26 protein-coding genes are annotated in these 19,693 nt (G+C 46.5%); 4 read left to right on the top strand and 22 right to left on the bottom strand.

Annotated elements, in window-relative coordinates; all coding sequences use genetic code 11:
• Positions 1 to 11 precede the first annotated feature (11 nt).
• Positions 12 to 428 carry a lactoylglutathione lyase gene (gene gloA / locus ATB78_RS11960; RefSeq protein WP_020196364.1) on the top strand — a complete coding sequence of 139 codons (417 nt, stop codon included), beginning with the start codon at positions 12 to 14 and terminating at the stop codon, positions 426 to 428.
• A gap of 150 nt (positions 429 to 578) precedes the next feature.
• The gene (locus ATB78_RS11955) at positions 579 to 1,013 is read left to right on the top strand and encodes a DUF2753 domain-containing protein (RefSeq protein WP_005439686.1); all 435 of its coding nucleotides are present in this window, start codon (positions 579 to 581) and stop codon (positions 1,011 to 1,013) included.
• A 103-nt stretch (positions 1,014 to 1,116) separates the two neighbouring features.
• Here the strand turns inward: ATB78_RS11955 and ATB78_RS11950 are convergent, their stop codons facing one another.
• Positions 1,117 to 1,998 (bottom strand): OmpA family protein, encoded by an 882-nt coding sequence (locus tag ATB78_RS11950; protein ID WP_009707290.1) that lies wholly within the window; start codon positions 1,996 to 1,998, stop codon positions 1,117 to 1,119.
• A gap of 307 nt (positions 1,999 to 2,305) precedes the next feature.
• Here ATB78_RS11950 and rnt point away from each other — a divergent pair, with 307 nt between their 5' ends.
• Complete coding sequence (rnt, locus tag ATB78_RS11945; protein WP_005439693.1) at positions 2,306 to 2,950, top strand: ribonuclease T; 645 nt, start codon at positions 2,306 to 2,308, stop codon at positions 2,948 to 2,950.
• A gap of 28 nt (positions 2,951 to 2,978) precedes the next feature.
• Complete coding sequence (locus ATB78_RS11940) at positions 2,979 to 4,304, top strand: Na+/H+ antiporter family protein (protein WP_005444668.1); 1,326 nt, start codon at positions 2,979 to 2,981, stop codon at positions 4,302 to 4,304.
• Between the two features lie 88 nt (positions 4,305 to 4,392).
• Here the strand turns inward: ATB78_RS11940 and ATB78_RS11935 are convergent, their stop codons facing one another.
• From ATB78_RS11935 to ATB78_RS11835, 21 genes are all read right to left on the bottom strand, one after another.
• Positions 4,393 to 5,022, bottom strand: coding sequence for a DsbA family protein (locus tag ATB78_RS11935; RefSeq protein WP_054824057.1), 630 nt, complete (start codon positions 5,020 to 5,022; stop codon positions 4,393 to 4,395).
• A gap of 971 nt (positions 5,023 to 5,993) precedes the next feature.
• Positions 5,994 to 6,191: a hypothetical protein gene (locus ATB78_RS11925; RefSeq protein WP_061008764.1), complete on the bottom strand. Its 198-nt coding sequence runs from the start codon at positions 6,189 to 6,191 to the stop codon at positions 5,994 to 5,996.
• Position 6,192: 1 nt separating this feature from the next.
• Complete coding sequence (locus ATB78_RS11920) at positions 6,193 to 6,888, bottom strand: hypothetical protein (protein WP_061008763.1); 696 nt, start codon at positions 6,886 to 6,888, stop codon at positions 6,193 to 6,195.
• Positions 6,879 to 7,568 (bottom strand): hypothetical protein, encoded by a 690-nt coding sequence (locus ATB78_RS11915; protein ID WP_061008762.1) that lies wholly within the window; start codon positions 7,566 to 7,568, stop codon positions 6,879 to 6,881. Before ATB78_RS11915 ends, ATB78_RS11920 begins: the two co-directional genes overlap by 10 nt.
• A gap of 9 nt (positions 7,569 to 7,577) precedes the next feature.
• Positions 7,578 to 8,114 (bottom strand): hypothetical protein, encoded by a 537-nt coding sequence (locus ATB78_RS11910; RefSeq protein WP_061008761.1) that lies wholly within the window; start codon positions 8,112 to 8,114, stop codon positions 7,578 to 7,580.
• Between the two features lie 9 nt (positions 8,115 to 8,123).
• Positions 8,124 to 10,697, bottom strand: coding sequence for a phage tail protein (locus ATB78_RS11905; RefSeq protein ID WP_061008760.1), 2,574 nt, complete (start codon positions 10,695 to 10,697; stop codon positions 8,124 to 8,126).
• Positions 10,698 to 10,708: 11 nt separating this feature from the next.
• On the bottom strand, positions 10,709 to 11,311 hold the full coding sequence (locus ATB78_RS11900) for a phage tail protein (RefSeq protein WP_061008759.1): 603 nt from the start codon (positions 11,309 to 11,311) through the stop codon (positions 10,709 to 10,711).
• Positions 11,298 to 12,485: a baseplate J/gp47 family protein gene (locus ATB78_RS11895; protein ID WP_061008758.1), complete on the bottom strand. Its 1,188-nt coding sequence runs from the start codon at positions 12,483 to 12,485 to the stop codon at positions 11,298 to 11,300. Before ATB78_RS11895 ends, ATB78_RS11900 begins: the two co-directional genes overlap by 14 nt.
• Positions 12,485 to 12,826 (bottom strand): DUF2590 family protein, encoded by a 342-nt coding sequence (locus ATB78_RS11890; RefSeq protein WP_029559262.1) that lies wholly within the window; start codon positions 12,824 to 12,826, stop codon positions 12,485 to 12,487. The genes ATB78_RS11895 and ATB78_RS11890 overlap by 1 nt, the downstream gene beginning before the upstream one ends.
• On the bottom strand, positions 12,826 to 14,709 hold the full coding sequence (locus ATB78_RS11885) for a phage tail tape measure protein (protein ID WP_061008757.1): 1,884 nt from the start codon (positions 14,707 to 14,709) through the stop codon (positions 12,826 to 12,828). Before ATB78_RS11885 ends, ATB78_RS11890 begins: the two co-directional genes overlap by 1 nt.
• 25 nt (positions 14,710 to 14,734) lie before the next feature.
• Positions 14,735 to 14,902 carry a hypothetical protein gene (locus ATB78_RS29410; RefSeq protein ID WP_155647801.1) on the bottom strand — a complete coding sequence of 56 codons (168 nt, stop codon included), beginning with the start codon at positions 14,900 to 14,902 and terminating at the stop codon, positions 14,735 to 14,737.
• Positions 14,903 to 14,919: 17 nt separating this feature from the next.
• Positions 14,920 to 15,183, bottom strand: coding sequence for a putative phage tail assembly chaperone (locus tag ATB78_RS11880; protein ID WP_061008756.1), 264 nt, complete (start codon positions 15,181 to 15,183; stop codon positions 14,920 to 14,922).
• Positions 15,180 to 15,467 carry a hypothetical protein gene (locus tag ATB78_RS11875; protein WP_029559265.1) on the bottom strand — a complete coding sequence of 96 codons (288 nt, stop codon included), beginning with the start codon at positions 15,465 to 15,467 and terminating at the stop codon, positions 15,180 to 15,182. Before ATB78_RS11875 ends, ATB78_RS11880 begins: the two co-directional genes overlap by 4 nt.
• Positions 15,468 to 15,469: 2 nt before the next feature.
• Positions 15,470 to 15,700 (bottom strand): hypothetical protein, encoded by a 231-nt coding sequence (locus tag ATB78_RS11870; protein ID WP_061008755.1) that lies wholly within the window; start codon positions 15,698 to 15,700, stop codon positions 15,470 to 15,472.
• Positions 15,697 to 16,194, bottom strand: a complete 498-nt coding sequence (locus tag ATB78_RS11865) for a hypothetical protein (protein WP_029822503.1) — start codon at positions 16,192 to 16,194, stop codon at positions 15,697 to 15,699. Before ATB78_RS11865 ends, ATB78_RS11870 begins: the two co-directional genes overlap by 4 nt.
• On the bottom strand, positions 16,191 to 16,409 hold the full coding sequence (locus ATB78_RS11860; RefSeq protein WP_029559268.1) for a TraR/DksA C4-type zinc finger protein: 219 nt from the start codon (positions 16,407 to 16,409) through the stop codon (positions 16,191 to 16,193). The genes ATB78_RS11865 and ATB78_RS11860 overlap by 4 nt, the downstream gene beginning before the upstream one ends.
• Positions 16,410 to 16,421: 12 nt before the next feature.
• Positions 16,422 to 16,877 (bottom strand): phage protein, encoded by a 456-nt coding sequence (locus ATB78_RS11855; RefSeq protein WP_053349582.1) that lies wholly within the window; start codon positions 16,875 to 16,877, stop codon positions 16,422 to 16,424.
• Between the two features lie 3 nt (positions 16,878 to 16,880).
• Positions 16,881 to 18,011, bottom strand: a complete 1,131-nt coding sequence (locus ATB78_RS11850; RefSeq protein ID WP_061008754.1) for a DUF2586 domain-containing protein — start codon at positions 18,009 to 18,011, stop codon at positions 16,881 to 16,883.
• Positions 18,012 to 18,014: 3 nt separating this feature from the next.
• Positions 18,015 to 18,671, bottom strand: coding sequence for a hypothetical protein (locus ATB78_RS11845; protein ID WP_046264670.1), 657 nt, complete (start codon positions 18,669 to 18,671; stop codon positions 18,015 to 18,017).
• Positions 18,655 to 19,146: a phage tail protein gene (locus tag ATB78_RS11840; protein WP_061008753.1), complete on the bottom strand. Its 492-nt coding sequence runs from the start codon at positions 19,144 to 19,146 to the stop codon at positions 18,655 to 18,657. Before ATB78_RS11840 ends, ATB78_RS11845 begins: the two co-directional genes overlap by 17 nt.
• Positions 19,143 to 19,562: a head completion/stabilization protein gene (locus tag ATB78_RS11835; protein WP_061008752.1), complete on the bottom strand. Its 420-nt coding sequence runs from the start codon at positions 19,560 to 19,562 to the stop codon at positions 19,143 to 19,145. The genes ATB78_RS11840 and ATB78_RS11835 overlap by 4 nt, the downstream gene beginning before the upstream one ends.
• Positions 19,563 to 19,693 lie beyond the last annotated feature (131 nt).

The raw sequence follows: 19,693 nt of genomic DNA, 5'->3' as shown, positions 1-19,693 counted from the left end.
AGGAGCAAATAATGTCAAACGGTCGAATTCTTCACACCATGCTACGCGTGGGTGATCTAGACAAATCTATCAAGTTCTACACTGAAGTAATGGGCATGCAGCTACTTCGTACCAATGAAAACAAAGAGTACGAGTACACGCTGGCATTCCTAGGCTACGGTGATGAGTCTCAAGGTGCCGTCATTGAGCTGACTTACAACTGGGGTACAACCGAGTACGACTTAGGCTCTGCATTTGGCCATATCGCAATTGGCGTAGACGATATCTACTCAACTTGCGACGCAATCAAAGCAGCAGGTGGCAATGTCACTCGTGAAGCTGGCCCAGTAAAAGGCGGTACAACGCACATCGCTTTCGTGAAAGACCCTGATGGCTACATGATTGAGTTGATTCAAAACAAACAAGCGTCAGCAGGTCTAGAAGGCTAACAAGCTCTTTTATTGAAACACGCTATATTGAAACACGCGATGTTTTTGCAGGCAGGTCTGAGACCTGCCTTTCTTTTATCAACAAATTACTTTACTTGATAATAATTATCGTTTAGATTTGTCCGCAACATCGATATGTGGGACACGATAATGATCAGTGAATGGGAAAAACACACACTTCTAGCCGATACTGCACTTCAACTAGATGACCCTGTTCGCAGCATTCTTCATTACCAGCAAGCCCTTAGCCTGAGTGAAGATATTAGCGAATGCGTGGAAATAGAAGCCGACGAGAGATTATTGATTTCGGTGATTTCATGCCATAACCTCGCGCAATTCTGGCGTTGGGCTGGTGATACCGAATATGAGCTCAAATATCTTCAACTGGCTTCGGAAAAAGTACTCACTCTGATTCCTCAATGCCCAAACAAAGATTGTGCAAGCTTTATTGATTCCATTGGCTGTTGCACAAAAGCACTGATTGATTTCATGAAGCGCCACCCCAACCCTGCAATCGCAAAACAAGTCGAGAAAATCGATACCGCGACCAATTGTGAAATCATCGCTAAGTTCCGCCTAAACTAAAACACATGACACAAAGCTAAGCGGCAACGAATAAAATAAACAACGTCAAACGGATACAAAAACGCCAGAGTCAAACTCTGGCGTTTTTATTGGTTAACTTCAGTTAGACCTGAGTACGTCCCAGCGAAATTACTACACGACGGTTTTTATCTTTACCAATTGGCGAACCATTGTCTGCAATTGGACGACGCTTGCCGTAACCTTGCACTTGAATGCGATCTCCAGATAGCCCTAGCGACTCAAAGTAAGTACGTAATGATTCAGCACGTCGCTCCGATAAGCTTTGACTTGCGCTCTTACCATCCGTTGAATCGGTGTAAGTCGCCACCAGCACCAAATCGATATCTTGATTATGACGAACATAATCAGCAATTTGCGACAAACGTTTCTTCGAGGCTTTAGTTAACTGGTCGCCTTGGCGTTCATAGTGAAGAATCGTGAAGGCGATATCTTCGAAACTGTACTTCAACAAGTTAGCAATACAGTTACTAAAAGCGTTGTATTTGCTTTGGAACAATACCGAGGACAAAGCGACTTCAATGCGTTGATCACGGCTCTGCCAATCTTGGTAGCTAAACGTTGGGTAGCGCCCTTTTTCTAGCTCAGACAGAATGCCCCAAGCGGTTTGCCCGCCAACATAACCATCAAACTGCTTAAAGAACTTCAGGTTAGTAATACGATCGGCATTCTCACCCGGACGCCAAGGTGGTGGCATAGAAATCAAACTAACGTTACGCGTTTCCCCCATAGGGCGACGCATCTTTAGCTCAAAATCCAAGTTAATCTTTTTACTCGCACGAGACGAAAATACCGCGTCACCAAATCCAGGGATAGGATGCACAAGCTGGCATTCCAATGGCGTATTCATCACCATTTCCCATTGTGATTGCTGCGGTGTAGCAACATAACGCTTCCCCATCGACGCAAAACTGTTCGCGCTAAGTAAAGACATCACGATACCACTGGTTACTAGCCATTTATTCATCTAAGTACTTCTCTCAAACGGCAGTCTATTGCCGCTTACATGAATCAATTAAAAACATGCAGAACAATGCAAAAATCCCGCCAACATGAAATTTGCAAGGGGTTATAAGGAGTTAACACTCACTTTGGCAAGTGTATAAAATGGTAAATAACATCGCGAGAATAACAGGTGACCGACTACCTTGTTTTTGGTTATAACCCTTACTGGTTAACGGAGGAATAGAATTCTACATTTCTCCGAAATTGCGGTTTTTCTCATCGGTAGAATCTGCAATAATGCAGCCTTCGTCACACAAATATAAGCCAACATGACAATAGAAAATGAAGCTCTGACCCTGAAAAAACGTTTTCGTGGTTATTTTCCAGTGGTAGTTGATGTTGAGACCGCAGGTTTCAATGCTCAAACTGATGCACTTTTAGAAATCTGCGCCGTTACCCTTAGCATGGATGAAAATGGCGATTTGCATCCTGCCTCGACCATTCATTTTCATATCGAACCTTTCGAAGGCGCGAACTTAGAAAAAGAAGCCCTTGAATTCAATGGTATTCGTGACCCATTCAGCCCTTTACGTGGAGCAGTTTCAGAACAAGAAGCCCTCAAAGAAATCTACAAGCTGATCCGTAAAGAACAAAAAGCGGCCGATTGTTCACGCGCCATCATGGTGGCACACAATGCCGCTTTCGACTTAAGTTTTGTTAATGCAGCTAACGAGCGCTGCAAGCTAAAAAGAGTCCCTTTCCATCCATTTGCCACTTTTGATACCGCAACATTAAGTGGGCTTGCTTATGGTCAAACTGTTCTCGCTAAAGCATGTAAAGCTGCAGGGATGGAATTCGACAATCGTGAGGCACATTCAGCCCTATACGATACACAACAAACTGCAGAGTTATTCTGTGGCATCGTCAACAAATGGAAGGCCCTAGGCGGTTGGCCGCTTGTCGACGAAGAATAATAAATAAACACAACATATTAGGAAAAGTATGAATCCTGTCGTTATATCTGTGTGCGTCATGCTCGTGTTAGCATTGATGCGCGTAAACGTGGTGGTTGCCCTCACGTTTAGTGCCATCGTTGGTGGCCTTGTTGCAGGCATGAGCCTTGGGGATACGGTTGCTGCATTTGAAAGCGGTCTGGGTGGCGGTGCGACTATCGCACTAAGCTACGCAATGCTAGGTACTTTCGCTGTTGCGATTTCTCGTTCTGGCATCACTGACCTTCTGGCAAAAAGCGTTATCAAACGCCTAAATGGTAAAGAGAGCTCTGCGTCGACTACGGGTCTAAAATACGCAGTATTGGTTGCTCTTGTACTTGTTACCATGTCATCTCAAAACGTGATTCCGGTACATATCGCCTTCATTCCAATTTTGATTCCACCTCTTTTGGGCGTATTCGCTAAGCTGAAGCTGGACCGTCGTTTGGTTGCTTGTGTGCTTACCTTTGGTTTGATCACGCCATACATGGTTCTACCAATCGGTTTTGGTGGCATCTTCCTAAACAACATCCTATTGAAGAACTTACATGACAATGGTCTAACAGACGTTGTGGCAAGCCAAGTACCGACAGCAATGCTGTTACCGGGCGCAGGTATGTTGTTTGGTCTTCTAACTGCGATCTTCTTTAGCTACCGTAAGCCTCGTGAATACAAAGAAACTGAACTAACCGTTGTTCAAGAATCTGAAGAGAAGCTAAACAAAAAACATATCGTGGTTGCAGGCTTAGGTATTCTTGCTGCGCTAAGCGTACAGCTATACACGGGCTCAATGATCATCGGTGCACTAGCTGGCTTCATGGTATTCACTTTCGGTGGTGTTATCGCATGGAAAGAGACGCACGACGTGTTCACTAAAGGTGTACACATGATGGCAATGATTGGCTTCATCATGATTGCGGCGGCAGGTTTTGCTGCGGTAATGAAACAAACTGGCGGCGTTGAGACGCTTGTACAATCGCTATCAACCAGCATCGGTGACAACAAGCCTCTTGCAGCACTACTAATGCTTATCGTTGGTCTGTTGGTAACAATGGGCATCGGCTCATCGTTCTCTACGATTCCAATCCTTGCAACTATCTATGTGCCACTTTCACTAGCATTTGGTTTTTCACCGATGGCGACAATCGCGCTAGTAGGTACAGCAGCAGCCCTAGGTGACGCGGGTTCTCCTGCTTCTGACTCAACGTTAGGTCCAACATCGGGTCTAAACGCCGATGGTCAGCACGAGCACATTTGGGAAACCGTAGTACCAACATTTATCCACTACAACATCCCTCTGATCATCTTCGGTTGGATTGCTGCAATGGTGCTGTAATCGCGTCATTGAATGGATACAATTCGTTACGAAAAAGCCGCTCATTGAGCGGCTTTTTGTTGTTTTGGCTTTGAAAACCGGTTTCGGATTATTGCGCTGGCATGTTGTCGATAATGCGCTCGCGAATGAGCTTCAACGTGTTTTCTGTCGACACATAATCCACTTCAATCGGGAAGTAAGCGTCGTTAATTTGCAGTACCAAACTCGGGTAAGAATTTACACCAAGACTCTTAGCAAGGCTCAGTTGGTCTTGGAAAACACCTTCCAGCAAAGTGCCATCCATATCGTTCTTGAACTGCTGAACGTTTAAGCCAATCTCTCTTGCGAGTTGCAGGTGGGTTGCCTCTTCATGAGGCGGCATCGCACGTAAGTAGTAAGCGTGTTGAATCGCCTCTAGCATCTGTTCATAAGAATCTTGGAAGCCTGCAGCGATAACGGCACGACAAGATTGGTAAGTGCTACGTACTGGTGTGCACAACGTCCAGAAATCGTAGTTAAACTTGGTACCAAGCTGACCTTCGATTTGCTTCCAAATTTGCTCAATTTTCTGCTGCATTTCCGGTGGCATAGGCAGATTAGTATCTGGCGCGAGCCCACCCACAACATACTCAAACTGAATCACACCCGGCAGTTGCTGCTTCAATTTTTCGATGGTTGGTTTGTAGCCCCAACACCAGCTGCACATAGGATCATGTACGTAGTAAAGCTTTATATCCACTTTAATTTTTATACCTATAAAATCAATTAGTTAAATCAAACAATCTTTAATAGTGGCGATTAAGTGGCGACATATTTTATTTTGTTTGCTTTGAAGTTTCCTAAAGTTTAGGAGCTATCCGGCAAAGGATCAGGTCTTGGTACATGTTTGTCCAACACGAAATCTTCGCCCTTGTACTTTATCGTTGGGAACGGTCTTGCCAGCTCTGCCTCATAATCACAATGCGAACATTTATGATGCCATGTTTGCCGCGGTTGCTTGCCATTATCGACGCGCAAAACGCCTTGCTCACAGCTTGGACAGATGAACTCCACCAACTCTGCCTGTACTGGTATGTATTTATGAACCTTAGTTCTTCCCATGCAACCTCCACGAAAACGGGGATTTTTTGCGTTAGTTTTGACTGATTTGCTGTCTTTTCGTCAAATTATACTGTCTAGAAAATTGAAAAACTGTTTTATCTTCAAAAAACTCTTTCACGCCTTATGGCAAAAGGCTTCTTCGCCTTTCTTTCTGATCTTCAATTTCAACAACAGATCATCACAAACCCTCACGGAATCTATACGTAACACATATATTTCAATCACTTACATGTAAATGAGAGATCTTTTCTAATCGTCTAAATCTCAATTCTCTGAAATTTTTTTCAAATTTTGAAATTTTTAAAAGCGCTCTAGAAGCGATTCTCAGAGGTCTTTTATTTTCTCGAAGCCCGCTATTGCTAAGGCTTTAGCGTGTAGACTGTGCTTTTCTCTGGTGCCTTAATTTCGACATTTAGAAACTGCAAAAAACGCGATCCGAAAACGTCGCAGGTGGGGAGGAGGAGTGCGGATTACGTCACCGAAAGGTGCGTTTACGTGGCTCAGCGTTTCTGGTTGCCACTCAGACGTTCGGCACTTGGGATTGCGGTCGATGTTCAGACAAAAAGAAAAGCGCCCGTTGTGGGCGCTTTGGCGTGGTTAGAATACTTTCTAGATGATTGAATACTGTCCTTTTGAACTACCACTCGTTACATCTGCTTTAGCATTCTGTGTGATTTCATCATACACAGCATTGGCAATCGCCTCAACCATCTTGCCTGCCATTGCGAATTCACCAGTAAGGACAAAGCCTTGTGCTTGCAATTCATTTTCTAACTTTTGTTTGAGTGACTCTTTACCCATTGCCATGTTACTTACCTGCCTTAACTGTTTTAGATACATCCACATGATTCTTACCAGAAAACGGGCAAATCGTTTGCCCAGTGCAAACACCCGTGCCGCCGTTCATGGTGATGAGATCAGCCTCTTCAATGATTTTCTTTGCGGACGTGGACTTTAGGTTTTTGACGACTTCCGTGTGGTTGTTGTTGATTTGAACAATCTGGTCTTCCAATACTTTCACTCGCTTGTTCAAGCATTCGATGATGTCGTCTTTGTCGGTCTTACGTTCAAAGTTGCCTTCTTTATCGACTAACTGATAAACACCTTGGCGTTGTTGGTATCGGCTTTCACCTTCTTTGATACCAGGTAACTTGAACCCAAGCGGAATAACGCAACGGATAAAAGGTTTATCTGGCTGTCCGAACATGAACCCAATTTCTACGATACTTCCGATCGCAGGTGGTTCCAGTCTTCCTGCATGCTCACCAACACCTGGTATCGGTAATGGCACCGCTTGAAGTGGTGCTTTGTTCTTGAACTCCACGCCCCTTTCATCCAACAGTTGAACATCTGCTGCGTAATGAGGATAAAATCGATCAGAGATATCTCCTTCTTCTGGCAGCTCTGGTAATGCGACCACCTTTCCCCATCGTGGCAAATGCCATCGTCCAGTTAATTCTGGGAACAAACGAAAAATGATGCGCTGAATCGCGTTTACATCCATGTTAGTTTCACCTCTGTTCCTTGAAAATCAACGCCAACTAAACGGTGACCGTTGACTATCGCACCGGGTCTTAGTTTAGGAATGGCAGGAACTTTCACTGATTTAGACGCTGTTCGGTTGGTCATTAAGTTATCTTGGATGCTAACCGGCTTATCTGCCCAATATGAATCTTTCCAACTTCCCACGTAAATCTGACCATTGCCTTGTTGCTGCCAAAACAAGTCATCAATGCTAAAAGCTTGCGCCAATTCATCCATGACACGGTAACCATTACCGTCACTGTAAAAGCAAGGGATTGACGTTTTGCTGTAGGCTGCTTCTGGCACCACGAACTGCAACCCAGTTTTATTGGTCACATCACTGAGCAATTGCATTAGGGTTGGGTGTCTGAGCGTGACATCGAGTGGCTTGAAAAGTAATGCCGCTAGTTCGCGGCAAAACAATTCTGACCATCCTTTTTCAGCAGGTTGAACTCTCTCAACATACCCTAGAAACACACGTGATATGCTGTCACCCCAGCCGATATCGACTGCAACGATAGTATTCACTTTCGGTGAACCTTCCACTTTGATGGAGCAACGAGCTGGCGTGTTCACATCAAAAAGAACACGGTGGTCTTTCGTCTTTACCTTTTGGCTACCGAGATAAGCACGACATGTGAATTTGTTGTTTATCGTCATGATTCACCTTTAAGCCAAAGCATCATCAATAGACTTGAGCATTTTCATTACACCTGTTAACTCAATGCTTGTGTCCGGTGGTACGTCTTCACTCTGTCCGGCTTCAACCGGAGTGGTTACCCCTTGGACTTGTTGCTGTGTCGCAGGTTGGTCTTGTTGACGTTGTTCAACTCGTTCCGGTACCGAAAGATGCTCAACCAACTCAAACGCAACGCTCCATTGCCTCAGGCTTTCTTGTTCATCGGCTCGAATAGTGCCTTGAAACTTTACCTCACGAACTTTGAGCGTTGACGCTGTTTTGTTACTAATGCGGTAGATTTGGCGGGCACTTTCTTGCTGCCCCCCTGCCATATTGAAAAGGTTGCTCAGGATCTCAGGTTTACTGAAAGGGATGATGCCACTCACTGCCAACACTTTGCCCTTGTTACCTGTTTCCGCTTGGTCGGTTGCCGAGGACTGACCGGACATATCCTGTCCGGCCAATTGCTGACGAACGCTAATGCGTAAGTTTTTTAGTGGGAGTAGAGTTCCGTGTAGGGTTAGCATCGTTACACCTTAATTTGATACTTGGTTTGAGATACTAAGTAGCCTCTTATTCATGCGGTTTAACTCTCTCCGCATCAGTGCCGACTCTAGACATAACGCCTCTTCATATCTCACACCATAACGACTGCCTGCTGGCACGAACTCTTGCACAATCTCAACACGTTCCGGTGCTTCTGGCGTTATAACGCCCCCTGTCTCAGGATCATATTCAGCAGCAACGGCGGGATGGACAATTTTAATTTCTTCTTGCTCTTCCCATTCGTCAAAACAGAGCAATCCAAGCTCGAACGCATTTAATCCATGAGATGCAAATGCCTGTTCAACTTTTTGAGCAATAACGCCAATATGCCAACGTGCAGAATCGCCTTTGTTTGATATGGCATCTAAGAATTTGTATTTTTCAAATTCAACATCCGCCCACGCATCCAAAACAGAATCATCGATAGGTTCCGGGGTGGTTTTACAGGTAGCATCGGATGTATTTACAACTCCTGACGCTGCATAAATATTCGACCATCTAAATGATGGGTGACCTAGAATAGCGACGTCATCTCCAGAGGGTCTAGATATACTCGGAAGTACAGCTTGAGAGGCTGCAATTTGCATCGTACCGGATCCAGCCTCGCCAGTACCGCCAGAAAATTTCAGACTAACATCATAATGATGCGAAGTATTATCAGTAAATACATCAATGTTGCAACCTGCCGAACCATTGCCTAATTTTAAGCTTCCATCATTTCTCACAGCGAACACATCTGTGTAAATGATGTCGCCTGTCCAACTTATATCTGGAAAGCGTAGCAATGATTGCATTACTGCATCTTTATGGTCTTTCGCTTCAATAAAGGTGCCGCCGCTTTTGACTCCTCGTCCACCATTCAATCGACTGAACAACAGTCCTGTTTTGTACCCTTCGGCATCCGACATCGCACCGATGTGTATCCCGCAATCGACTCCGGTCGCCTCAGTGCCAATGTCGTCAGATGAAACAATGTTCCAGCCGACTTTTGCGCCAACTGTGGATCCCTCTCTCATGACTGTATTGACTTCAGCACCAGCAATAAGTCTTATATTTTTTGCATCTGGACCTAAATAGACATACGGGTTCATCGCAAAAAATGAACCAACACCATCAGTGAGAGTTGGTGCAGTGCCTCCCTGCTCAACATTGCATCGAACGTGGCCAACAACACCGATTGCCCTTACATTTGGATTGCCTTGCTTTGAAGCATGATTAACAAGTACTTGACCCACAACAGCTTGGCGCCCTCCATTCCAATCTGCTGACGGATACATCAGTGCCTTATGTCCGTTAACAAATACACCACCAGTCAATGTTGGATCAATTGCGTCATCATAAATTGTCAGCGATGAATATCGATAATCAACTGTATCATTCACAAACGCCGATTTAGATAATGAATTCGAACCATACTTTGCGCCGCCATTGAAATTTACATTGCCTTCAATCTCATTGAAGGTAACTATTTTACTGGACTCGTTTGGCTCACTAGATAGATAAATTGAATTAAACGGAACATCAATAATGCCCCCTGTTTTGACTGCCGTTACTGCATCTTTAAAAGCAAGGTAGTCATCATGAGGAAACCCTTTCGCACCAAAATCTTTTACATTAACACGATCAGAAAATCGCTCAGAAAGAGTTCTGTCATGTGTCGAATTTTTCGCTAATATTCTTGCCTCATTTTTCACCCACTCCCGACTAGCACTTTCACCCTCAGGCCTCAAATCACTCACAGAACCGTCAGCCAACACCTGCGCAATCTTACAAACGAAGTGCTTCACATCCTTACCCGTTGACGAGTCGATGTAGTCGTCTTTTTCTTCTGCGGTCACCACAAAGTTGAATAGGGTCACTTGCTCACCAGTTGGTGTGCCTTCACGATGCGCGTCGATGTAAATAAACGATGGCTTGTTTGGAACCTGAACGCTTCGGTCAAATTCCATAGCAACACGATTACCAGAAACATAACCGGCACCTGCTTTGATGCTGTATGCGCTGCCCGATGGCGTTACTAAGAAACCATCTTCGATAAACCAGTCTTTACCATTCTGGTCGATGATGGATTGCGCGACATCGCTGTCCATCTTCTTCATGCGTTCTGTGGCGTTGTACTGCCAACTTGATGCATCCACGGTGATGTTGGTGATCTCGGCAATGTCCTTGTATTCAAGAACAACCGAACGCACCAGTGTATTACCTGCAACACCTGGTTCATCTGCCGTCTTTGGTGTGAGTGCATGGTGGTCAATGGTCACCAACACGCCATATTCTGAGCAGTATGCGCCTGTCCAGTTGAAATCGAACGGACCAACATCACTGGTCAACGTTGAGCTATAAATTACCGAGTCTGCAGAAAGGCGACCGCGCTGCTCCACTTGTTCTTGGTGAACGATATGGTCAGTGGGTACCACATCATCTGGTTGTGGGTACTCTGGACGATTCGGCACATTAGCGAAAATCATCTTGTCGATGACAAGTGCTTTTTCTTCTGCGTTGAGCTGTGCCAACAGTGCTTTACCTGCGGCGGTTAAAATTGACTTATCGGTACTATTTGCCATTTTAAAATTCCTTACCCTTTCACTGTGGCTTGGTAATATTCGCAATCAACGTTGAGCACATTTGGAAGCATGCCAACGTTTAGTCGAGTCTTGATATGTGATGTTGAATACTGCGCTTCTACATTCTTGCTTCGCGCTGCCAAAGGCATTTCTACATAACTGGTGTATTGATAACGGCGGCATGTTCGCCCGTATTGCCTAATCACTGTATCTAGCAGATTAGGTATATTGGTTAAATCACTATCTTTGATTTTTAGGCTGATAACATCCCAATTGATATCCTCCAAACGTTCATCTTGGACAATATGCGGATAGCCCAATTTGGCGAACATGTCTTCCCAACCTGCAATCGAACCCGCATCACGTGCAAAGCCGTAGGCATGCGCCACACGGATTCGAAATAACTTTTCCGGCTCTTGCCCTAGTCGTTCAATCTCACGTTGCCAAGCAAGGATATTTACTAGTGCCATTGGTGCGGTGAGTGGGTCATGCTGTTGCAGTGGCATTTCGAATGCCGACTTTACATGTCCCCAATAGTTACGCATAGCTCGGGCGAACTTTGCCAGCTCGCCTCTACCCATCCAGTAACGCAGCTTTATCTCAGGAATGTTCAATCGACACCTCCAACGTATTAATGCGCGGCACGGTCAGATTGTTGATGATGTCAGCGTTATCAAATTCGAGTGATTCAATCTCAGAGAACTGGGCATGTAGCTCTTGTCCTAAGCGCGAGAAACTGAATCGAAGCACTGGATTGGTCACTGTTGGTGAGTAGGCCGTGTTTTGTCTGAATGCAGCACCGATGAATTGCTCCACCTTCACTCGTAACGCTTCGCGGTCTTCCATCGTCAAAGAACGCTGCGGCCAAACTCGGCAAGTAATATCGTGAGTGGTTTCTGGCATCGCTAGAACTTGCAGATCATCACCGTGACCGTGTTGCCCTTCAATGCGAATGTACTCATTCAAATCGGCAAGCATGTCGGATGAAGGCTCACCTGTATCGAGAAGAATTAACGCATTGGCAGTGCCTGGACCACGTGGGGCGTTATGCTCAAAATACACGTTGTCGTCATTGATGCCTGCGCGACTGGTAAGCAGCGAACGATAAGCCGCGTCAATATGCCATCGTGCAACCGCGCTCCATTGGTTGCGAACACGTAAACGCAGTTCATCATTGCTTTCTTTATCCGAACCCGCCTCGTTCAACCATTCTGCAGGGTTGGTCACCGCACCAATGCCCGGTATCGCCGTTGGCAAAATGTGGTAATAACCTTCGCCTAGGTTGTAGCCTGCGCCTTCGTTTTCGGCTTCCACCTCTGCCATCACCATGGTTTCGTTTTCTGGCATCGTGGTATCAGAAAGCACTTTCACACGGTAGATGGTGCCGTTAATTGGTTCGGTCTGAATCCAAGTATCTTTAGGGATAACCAGAGCAGGGCCTTTCGACGCAGAGCGCTGAAACGCGATCATGCCTTTGGCTTTTGTCGCGCCTTTGCGAGTGAGTTTGCACTGCCATGCCAACAGGTCGAGCCATTGGTCAACCGCCGTTGCAACAAACATGTTTGGTAGAACATAGCCAACCAACAGAGTGTTAATTAGCCACAGAGTCACACTAACCACTGCTGACTCTATGAGACGCCAAAAAGGAGAAAACGGCGAGTCGTTAGAAATGATGCACTCTTCTTTGTTCATCTCTTCCTTTAGCACTTTCTTCCAGCCGTCTTTATCAGTTGGAATGCCGGATTGCTTCACCAGTTCGGAATAATCTGGTTTTGGAATATCAGTCATTAACGCTCTCCGTTGTTCACTATTTCAAATTGCATGTCACCAAAATCAATGGTGGTTGCGAACACGTAAATCGTGCCTTCGGTTGGTTCTTCCAAACGCACGGTACCTGGTACCAGTCGAACGTCCTCTTCAACGAGCAATTCCAACTTGGTGCGAATATCTGCTTTCTTTGATGGGCTTCGCTCAGCGATCAAATCCACCGCTAAGTTGCTCTCAATAATGGCGTGTTTGATGTCTTGGGCGATCACAGCTCGGTCTTGAATCAAGATAGGGTTTCGACCTGCATCGAGCACCACGTCACCGTTCTCAATCAAAATGTCTTGGTACTTGTATTCCGCCATTAACCTGCCGCCATCTCTAATTCAGTCGCCATGTCTTGTGGGCTACTCATGTAAGTTGGATAAATCGACACACCGCCGTAGTTGGTTGAGCTCGTCTGGTAATTGGCGATGTTCTTCGCCGCGCCACCTGGTTGAACTTGAAGACGTGGCGAAGCGTTAGTCATTGATGATGATTTCACTTGTAGGTCTTCGTCACTGCCAAGACCTGGTATCCAATCAACAAGCCCTTTTACTGACTCCCAAATACCCGCTAGGCTTTCGGTAATCCAGTTGAACACACCTGCAAACATGTCTTTCATTGAGTTCGCCATATCACCGATAAAGGCAAAACCGCTCGTATCGGTAAAACCGCTCATTACCCATTGCCAACCAGCTTTCAGGAACTGGAATAGGGTTTGGAATGGCAGCATGATAAGAGCAAGCGCACTTTCTATGATTTGGAACCATGTTGTGTCGCCGAACGATGCTTTCAGATCATCCCAGTAGTAAATCAGTGCGCCCACTGCGGCGATGGCTGCGACAACGGCACCAACCACTAAACCGATTGGGTTCGCCATCATTGCGATGTTTGCTGCCAACATTGCCACTTTGAACGCTTTCAAAATGCTGTTCACACCTGCGACCGCCAAGCCGTAGCCTTTAGTGACTATCGCGTAAGATGCCATCGCCTGTTTTGCTATACCTACTGCCATAGTCACCAAACCATTGATAGCTACGAAGCTAAGTAGCATCAATCCTGCGTAACCGATCATCTTTGTGATATTCGGGAACAATTGAGTCCACTCAACGATTTCTTGAGCACCATCAGCAAGAGAAGAGAGCAATGGCACTAGCGATGGTAATAACGCACTACCAATTGCGGCACGAATAGCAAACATTCCTTGCTCCATCCGTTGCCATTGGTCGGTCATATCTGACGCCATATCTGTGGCGACTTCCATGCCAGACACATTTTTGAAAGTGTCTAAGCGATCACCAAACTCTCCAGCTTGGCGAACCAGATTGGTTAACATCAACGCACCGTCGCCCAATCCCGCTTCATCAAGTAAAGTTCTTGCTTCTGTGCCAGAAAGCCCTTCCAACAATGGAGAAAGGTTTTCCAAAATTTGTTGCATTGGTAGCAGTTGTCCGTTTGTTCCTACTAAAGAAACACCCAGTTTTTCTTGTGCTGCTACTGCATTTTCAGCAAAGTTAGTGAATTGAGTGACCGCATCACCATCAGACATTTGCCCTTTGAGCATACTGAACACGGCGAACTGTTCTTCCACACTTACCCCAAGAGTGGAACTAAGCGAGTGCATTCCATCGACCATGCCCTCTATGGCATCCATTTCAACGCCATAAAGTTGCTTTGCTGTCGCCGTCATGCCAACCATTTTCTGAGCCCAAACATCAACACCCATCGCATCTGCTTGGGTTTTATAGTTACCGTAAAGGTTTTTGAGGAATCGGGTTGTGGTTTCCGCATCAGATTTCATCGCGACCGCCAGTGTTGCACTGGAACGAGTAACGCTTGCCATCACATCGGCTGGCATTTCGCCCATGGCATTCTTAATGCCCTCTGAATGTCGGATCACTTCAATGGCACTTTGTCCATACTCAGCACTGAAATTTAGCGCGGTTTTAGCAATTGCCTTTAATGCATCATCAGCCACACCGAGTGATTTCACCTCACCAAGTGCGCGGTCCATTTCAATGGCAGGCATCAATGCACTTTGTAGGGCAAAACCTGCACCTGCTACCCCTGCCGCACCTGCAACCATCGTATGGGTGCCATCACGATACGTGTTAGCCACATCGGTCAAGTTGCGTTGAATGTTGCCCAGAGGTTTAGAAATCTGGTCAACAAGTCCAACTGTGAATCTGAGTGCTTCTGGTAGCATTGATGTTTCCTTTTGCCCAATAAAGCTAACCGCTAAATGCTTTTGCTACGCCATTTGCTGTGGCGATTTGCATGCCTTTCCAATACTGCTTTTCTAACCAAATCGCCCTTGCTAGGTTCTCTTCGCTGTCTGTCTCGCTTGGCAACCACTTGCGCCGCCAAGCAAGCATTTGTTCGAGCTCGTTGGAATCCATAGCCCGAACAAGGGCGTCTATTTTTTTACTTTAATTTGCAGCTTCGGCGTGTATTCCTTCAGAACTTCACCAACGATTTGAAGTGCTGCACCTGGGTTACCTTTGGTTAGGTCACGGAACGCGTCTTTGCTTTCGTCCGTTACCGTATTCATCAGGAAGTTGTGGGCAGAGTTAACGATTTCGCCTTTAGCAACTTCGCTCATGTAGTCGCTGTATTCCGCTTCTGTTGGTGCAAAGTTAAGTTCCAGATCATCACCGATGGTTAAAACGATTGTTTTCATGCTGCTTCTCGCTCTTTTTTATCTAACTTGGCTTCTAGACGGTCGAATCGACCGTCCATAGATTCTTTAATGTCGTCTACGGCTTCGCGTAGTTCGTGCTTTGTGGCGTACTTTTCTGCGACATCACCACGCAGTCGCTCAGTGGCTAGCTCATTGGCATGGATACGACGATCATGGTCTTGTGAGGTGCTTTGTCCTTTATCCGTTCTGCCGAAAACCACATTGATGATGGCGATAAAGAGTGCAACGGTTGCCACAATCGCCGATACCCATGATGAATCCATTGCTATTCCTTCTGAGGGATTTCTTTCAAGCGCTTGCCTTGTAGCGCCGCGATGATGTCGTCAACCGTGTCTTGAAGAACATCGTTCGTGCTCAGACCTTTCAAGGTTTCCAAGCCCCACACAACAAGGCGAGTTGCGAAGCGTTCAAGGATGATTGTCCAACTGATTTGGAAGAACAGACCCTTCAATACTTCAAGCAGTGTCTTGCCTACGATTCCGGTTAAGAAGTTCATGCTGCTTCTCCGATCAAGGATTGATATGCCAACAGGTAATCTTGTTCTGTTGCTTTACCTGCACTTGTGTTCCAGTACTTCTTCGCGTACCGCGCTAAACCTTCTAGGTCATCGGCATCCGGTAGCGCTTCTGGGAAGCGAATCAAGTTAAGCCGCGCCGCTGCTACCGCAAACTGAGGTGAGATAACCATGTAACGCGCATCTAAACCGCCAATTGGTGCAAACATCTCCAGTGCATCGAGCAAATGCGGTCGACCTTTTCCGAGCCACTCAATAAGCCAATTGAACGTTGCTGGCTCCATTTGAGTGAAACCTAACGCAGGACCACGGACTTGTTTTGAGTAAGTAAACTTTCCAGACTCGTGAGCAATAATCATCAGGATCAGGTTGATTGCTGCTTGAGTGTTGAGTTTGCCTTTACCACCGGATGCCATATCCAGATGGTCAAGGACTGGTTTGATGATGTGCTCAATAAAGAGCTTTGCTAAGTTCATCGTTTCATTCGCTCCAATTCGCTTTGACACTGGGTGCAGTACTTGCAACCTGGTACTTTTTGGCGGCGTTCTTCTGGGATTGGGTCGCCACATTCGCCGCATTCATGTGCGCTTTCCCGTTGTTCAATTCGCTTCGCCCCTGCCAATTGGTTGGCAAGCGCCATTTCAGTGAATTTGGCTTCAAGACCGCAGGCATGGTCGATAACATCTGCCATCGTTCCCCCTGCTTAGTTCGTTAGGTCTTCGGTTTCGTCTTCTCGTAGGTAAGGAGTACCGTTGATGTTGACAAAATCAGGACTGGTCACGTCAAAAGGCAGTTTGTGAAGCAATGCGCTGCCACCGTTGGTGTCGATATCAAGCAGGTCAGAAATCTTGATGCGACAACCGAACGCTTCCACCTTCAATTCGTCTTTATCAATCTTTCCGTAGAACAGAGCATCAAAGGCAGGAAGACCGCGCCAAGAACCGGCTTGTTTTGCTGCTTTGCTCAACTGGTTGAACTGCTGCGTTGTCAGCTCCATTTCGCCACTGGCTTCTACATCCCCATCGACATAGCCATCAGGCACACCGCCCGTTTTGTTTACCGCTGAGTTGTCAGTGATGGACAACGTCACCTTGTTTGCTTTGAGCTTGTAATCACCCAAAGAGAAATGCATGTTCTTGCCAGAAATACGCATGCTCATGGATTACGCCTCCGTATCTGCTGCGTTGCTTAGGTCTAACGCGATGTTTACGACAATGTGTTTCGGGCAGTTGTGAGGGCGAACCATCAAACCGATCACCACTTTGGTTTTGGTCATCCACTGGATGGTGACGTCTTCGTCTCGTGGCTTCATGATTTCACCAGGGAAGGTGATACCCGCGATCTCTGTACCTTTGGACATTTCACGCATGTCCGTGCGGAAATAGGTGCGGTTTAACTCAATGCTTGCAGGCGTCGAGTTAAGGATTCGGTCAGCGATACGACGAATCGCCTTAATGCGCACACGACGGTTGAGTTTGTGAACTGGGCGAACGTATTCGAGGTATTGATAATCGCCGCCTTTCGCTTCTAGCGTGGTGGCGTCTGTCCAATAAACACCCTCTAGATCGGCATACCATTGCGGCAGTGAGTAACGCGCTTCGGCTAACGTGCCAATGGTGCTCATTTCTAAGGCTTTGCCTGCGCTGTCCGTTGGCATGTCACCCAAATCAAGTACACTGCCAGTCGCAACACGCATTGGGCTATCAGCAACCGTTACGCTGCGGTCACAAAGTCGACCAGCAAGCACTCCAACATTGTTACCGTTAAGTTGAGGAACCGGAGTCACCAAGTTTGCAGCAACATCTTTCACCAATGTGATCATGGTGGTTTCATACTCTGCCCACGTTTGCGCGCCTTCACCTTCTGCAACAATGCCCGGACACGCAGCAAGGAAGAACACCCAACGACCTAGTTTGCTTGTCAGCTCCGTAGCTTTAGATTGCATATCAGTGAACTGAGTTTTTTCGGTGACTGGGTCACAGATGGCAATACCTTCGAACGAATCGGTCAGGTTTGCTAAGTCCACGGCATTTTGCCAAGTATCGTCAGCCGCTAAGCCAACAATCGCACCTGTCCAGTTTTGCTTACCGTTGAGTTGCGCCGCTTTCACGTTTTGACCAAGTGCATCGTCCGCAACGACTTCGTCAAGGTTGGTCATGTTATTGATGCGGGTCACTTTGCCTTGCAGTTCGGCTTTATCAGTGCGCCCGATGAAAAGCACATGGCGTTCAATCTCTGGGATGCCGCCTTGTCCTAAATTGAGGTTGTTAACCTCTACCTTTCCGGTTGCCATTGGTTATGTCCTCTGTTTTGCCTGCTCAAAAATTTTGATGAGCTGACGACTGACTTCACGTTCTTTGCTTCCGAGAATCTGACGTTCTGCCAATGGAATATCCCAACTAGTGATACTTGGCTGATTAGAGAGTTCTCGAATAATTTGCCCCGCTTGACCATGTGTGATGGTTGCCATCAACTCACGTAAACTGGGTTTCTTTCGCCCTTTGCCGCTTTTTCGCTTTACCGTGTATCCAAGTTCTCTCAGCTTTCTTGCTTGCCCTTTGGTACATGGTGCGGAGTAATCCGGCTTTCCCCATCGCTTTTGCATCTGATGACGAGTCATTTTTTGTGACTGCCCTGTGTGATGCCTTGCTGCGAGTTTGGCGGTTAACTTGTTGCTCCAAGTCAAATCAAGCTGATTGGCATTTCGTACATAAGGCGTTAAGCCCTTTGCCATTCGCTTTAAAACTTTGCCGCGCTTTTTGCCTTTTCTCGGTTCTAGCGCTTTGTCGTTGATGTCCTTTTGCGCTCGAATTCTTCGCCTTACGTTGGCAATTTCCCAACGACCGAGCGTTTTCAAAATCCAGAAACGCTTCTTTGGTGGTAGTGCCAACATCGCAAGCTTTTCTTGCATGTTGAGAACATCGCGCTCATTGACGTTAATCTGAGGCTTCATTCACCAACTCCGCTTCTTCTGCGGTATAAATTTCCACTGCTTGGACTCGGTAAACTTCACCGCGCCAAGTAATCATTCCTGCTGGGTCAGGAATCAATTCAATTGGCTCCATCAACTCAAGTTCGATGGACACGTCAGCAATTTCACCACTGATCACATCAACGGACAGTTGCGGATCACCTAACTCTTCTTCATTTCGGTCAGGCTCGTAATCACTCAACCAACAGGCAACCAAAGCCAATAAGCATCGTGGGTCTAGCAAGCTGTGTGGAAACTCTTCAATGTTCAACACTGCGTTGTATTTCCAGTGGCAGGCAACATAACCGCCGTTACCTCGGTCTTCGCCATTTGGAACGATAGTTCCGTTCTCTTGCCAAGCTTCAATCTTGTTATCGAGCACGCTTGAATTGAGGTGACTAACGATGTAATCCGTTAGGTGCTCAAGCTTGGTTTTGTTGTAAGTGGTATCGCTCATAGTGATTCAATCCCGTTAGAACTCAGCCCAAGTAATTCACGTACATCACGAGTGCTTTGTGCGAGAAAACGTGCCTCTTGTTCCGGTTCATCCGTTGCCACGCTTTCGCCTTCTTTGCGGCGGTCTTGCGTGGCGAACTCTTTAATCAACTCAGCGTGTGCACGACCGTAAACTGCTCGCTTGTACAACAGGGCTTTAGCGCCACTGAATGTCGGTATTTCGCCGTTTTCGATCAGGCTATCCAATCGACCTTGGATGTTTAGCGCGGCGATGGATACCGCATAAGCCAGTGAATTGTTATCGAACGTATGAGGAATGCGGCGCAGCTTGCGGAACTCATCGGTGGATAAATCCACCCAACCTTCACCTGGTATGGTGGTATTTGGTGCGCTGTTAACTTTGCCGCCAAAGCTCATAACGTTTCCTTAGCTCTTTCTGAATTAGGGCACCTCTAGCCACTGGGTCGACGGTTTAGAATGAACCACGCAGGTTATTCCAACCTCGCCAGCCGAGGTGCGGTGGCGTAGGAGTCTGTCTATAGACAAAC

The sequence above is a fragment of the Vibrio sp. CUB2 genome (genome assembly GCF_001557945.1).
Classification (GTDB): domain Bacteria; phylum Pseudomonadota; class Gammaproteobacteria; order Enterobacterales; family Vibrionaceae; genus Vibrio; species Vibrio owensii.
Note: the sequence above shows the minus strand (reverse complement) of the source record. Positions and strands in the feature narration are given on the sequence as shown.

Bases quoted from the DNA above. Each gene is read 5' to 3' on its own strand.
- gloA (WP_020196364.1), top strand. From the start codon at position 12: ATGTCAAACGGTCGAATTCTTCACACCATGCTACGCGTGGGTGATCTA.
- ATB78_RS11955 (WP_005439686.1), top strand. From the start codon at position 579: ATGATCAGTGAATGGGAAAAACACACACTTCTAGCCGATACTGCACTT.
- ATB78_RS11950 (WP_009707290.1), bottom strand. From the start codon at position 1,998: ATGAATAAATGGCTAGTAACCAGTGGTATCGTGATGTCTTTACTTAGC.
- rnt (WP_005439693.1), top strand. From the start codon at position 2,306: ATGACAATAGAAAATGAAGCTCTGACCCTGAAAAAACGTTTTCGTGGT.
- ATB78_RS11940 (WP_005444668.1), top strand. From the start codon at position 2,979: ATGAATCCTGTCGTTATATCTGTGTGCGTCATGCTCGTGTTAGCATTG.
- ATB78_RS11925 (WP_061008764.1), bottom strand. From the start codon at position 6,191: ATGGCAATGGGTAAAGAGTCACTCAAACAAAAGTTAGAAAATGAATTG.
- ATB78_RS11920 (WP_061008763.1), bottom strand. From the start codon at position 6,888: ATGGATGTAAACGCGATTCAGCGCATCATTTTTCGTTTGTTCCCAGAA.
- ATB78_RS11915 (WP_061008762.1), bottom strand. From the start codon at position 7,568: ATGACGATAAACAACAAATTCACATGTCGTGCTTATCTCGGTAGCCAA.
- ATB78_RS11910 (WP_061008761.1), bottom strand. From the start codon at position 8,114: ATGCTAACCCTACACGGAACTCTACTCCCACTAAAAAACTTACGCATT.
- ATB78_RS11905 (WP_061008760.1), bottom strand. From the start codon at position 10,697: ATGGCAAATAGTACCGATAAGTCAATTTTAACCGCCGCAGGTAAAGCA.
- ATB78_RS11895 (WP_061008758.1), bottom strand. From the start codon at position 12,485: ATGACTGATATTCCAAAACCAGATTATTCCGAACTGGTGAAGCAATCC.
- ATB78_RS11890 (WP_029559262.1), bottom strand. From the start codon at position 12,826: ATGGCGGAATACAAGTACCAAGACATTTTGATTGAGAACGGTGACGTG.
- ATB78_RS11885 (WP_061008757.1), bottom strand. From the start codon at position 14,709: ATGCTACCAGAAGCACTCAGATTCACAGTTGGACTTGTTGACCAGATT.
- ATB78_RS29410 (WP_155647801.1), bottom strand. From the start codon at position 14,902: ATGGATTCCAACGAGCTCGAACAAATGCTTGCTTGGCGGCGCAAGTGG.
- ATB78_RS11880 (WP_061008756.1), bottom strand. From the start codon at position 15,183: ATGAAAACAATCGTTTTAACCATCGGTGATGATCTGGAACTTAACTTT.
- ATB78_RS11875 (WP_029559265.1), bottom strand. From the start codon at position 15,467: ATGGATTCATCATGGGTATCGGCGATTGTGGCAACCGTTGCACTCTTT.
- ATB78_RS11870 (WP_061008755.1), bottom strand. From the start codon at position 15,700: ATGAACTTCTTAACCGGAATCGTAGGCAAGACACTGCTTGAAGTATTG.
- ATB78_RS11865 (WP_029822503.1), bottom strand. From the start codon at position 16,194: ATGAACTTAGCAAAGCTCTTTATTGAGCACATCATCAAACCAGTCCTT.
- ATB78_RS11860 (WP_029559268.1), bottom strand. From the start codon at position 16,409: ATGGCAGATGTTATCGACCATGCCTGCGGTCTTGAAGCCAAATTCACT.
- ATB78_RS11855 (WP_053349582.1), bottom strand. From the start codon at position 16,877: ATGAGCATGCGTATTTCTGGCAAGAACATGCATTTCTCTTTGGGTGAT.
- ATB78_RS11850 (WP_061008754.1), bottom strand. From the start codon at position 18,011: ATGGCAACCGGAAAGGTAGAGGTTAACAACCTCAATTTAGGACAAGGC.
- ATB78_RS11845 (WP_046264670.1), bottom strand. From the start codon at position 18,671: ATGAAGCCTCAGATTAACGTCAATGAGCGCGATGTTCTCAACATGCAA.
- ATB78_RS11840 (WP_061008753.1), bottom strand. From the start codon at position 19,146: ATGAGCGATACCACTTACAACAAAACCAAGCTTGAGCACCTAACGGAT.
- ATB78_RS11835 (WP_061008752.1), bottom strand. From the start codon at position 19,562: ATGAGCTTTGGCGGCAAAGTTAACAGCGCACCAAATACCACCATACCA.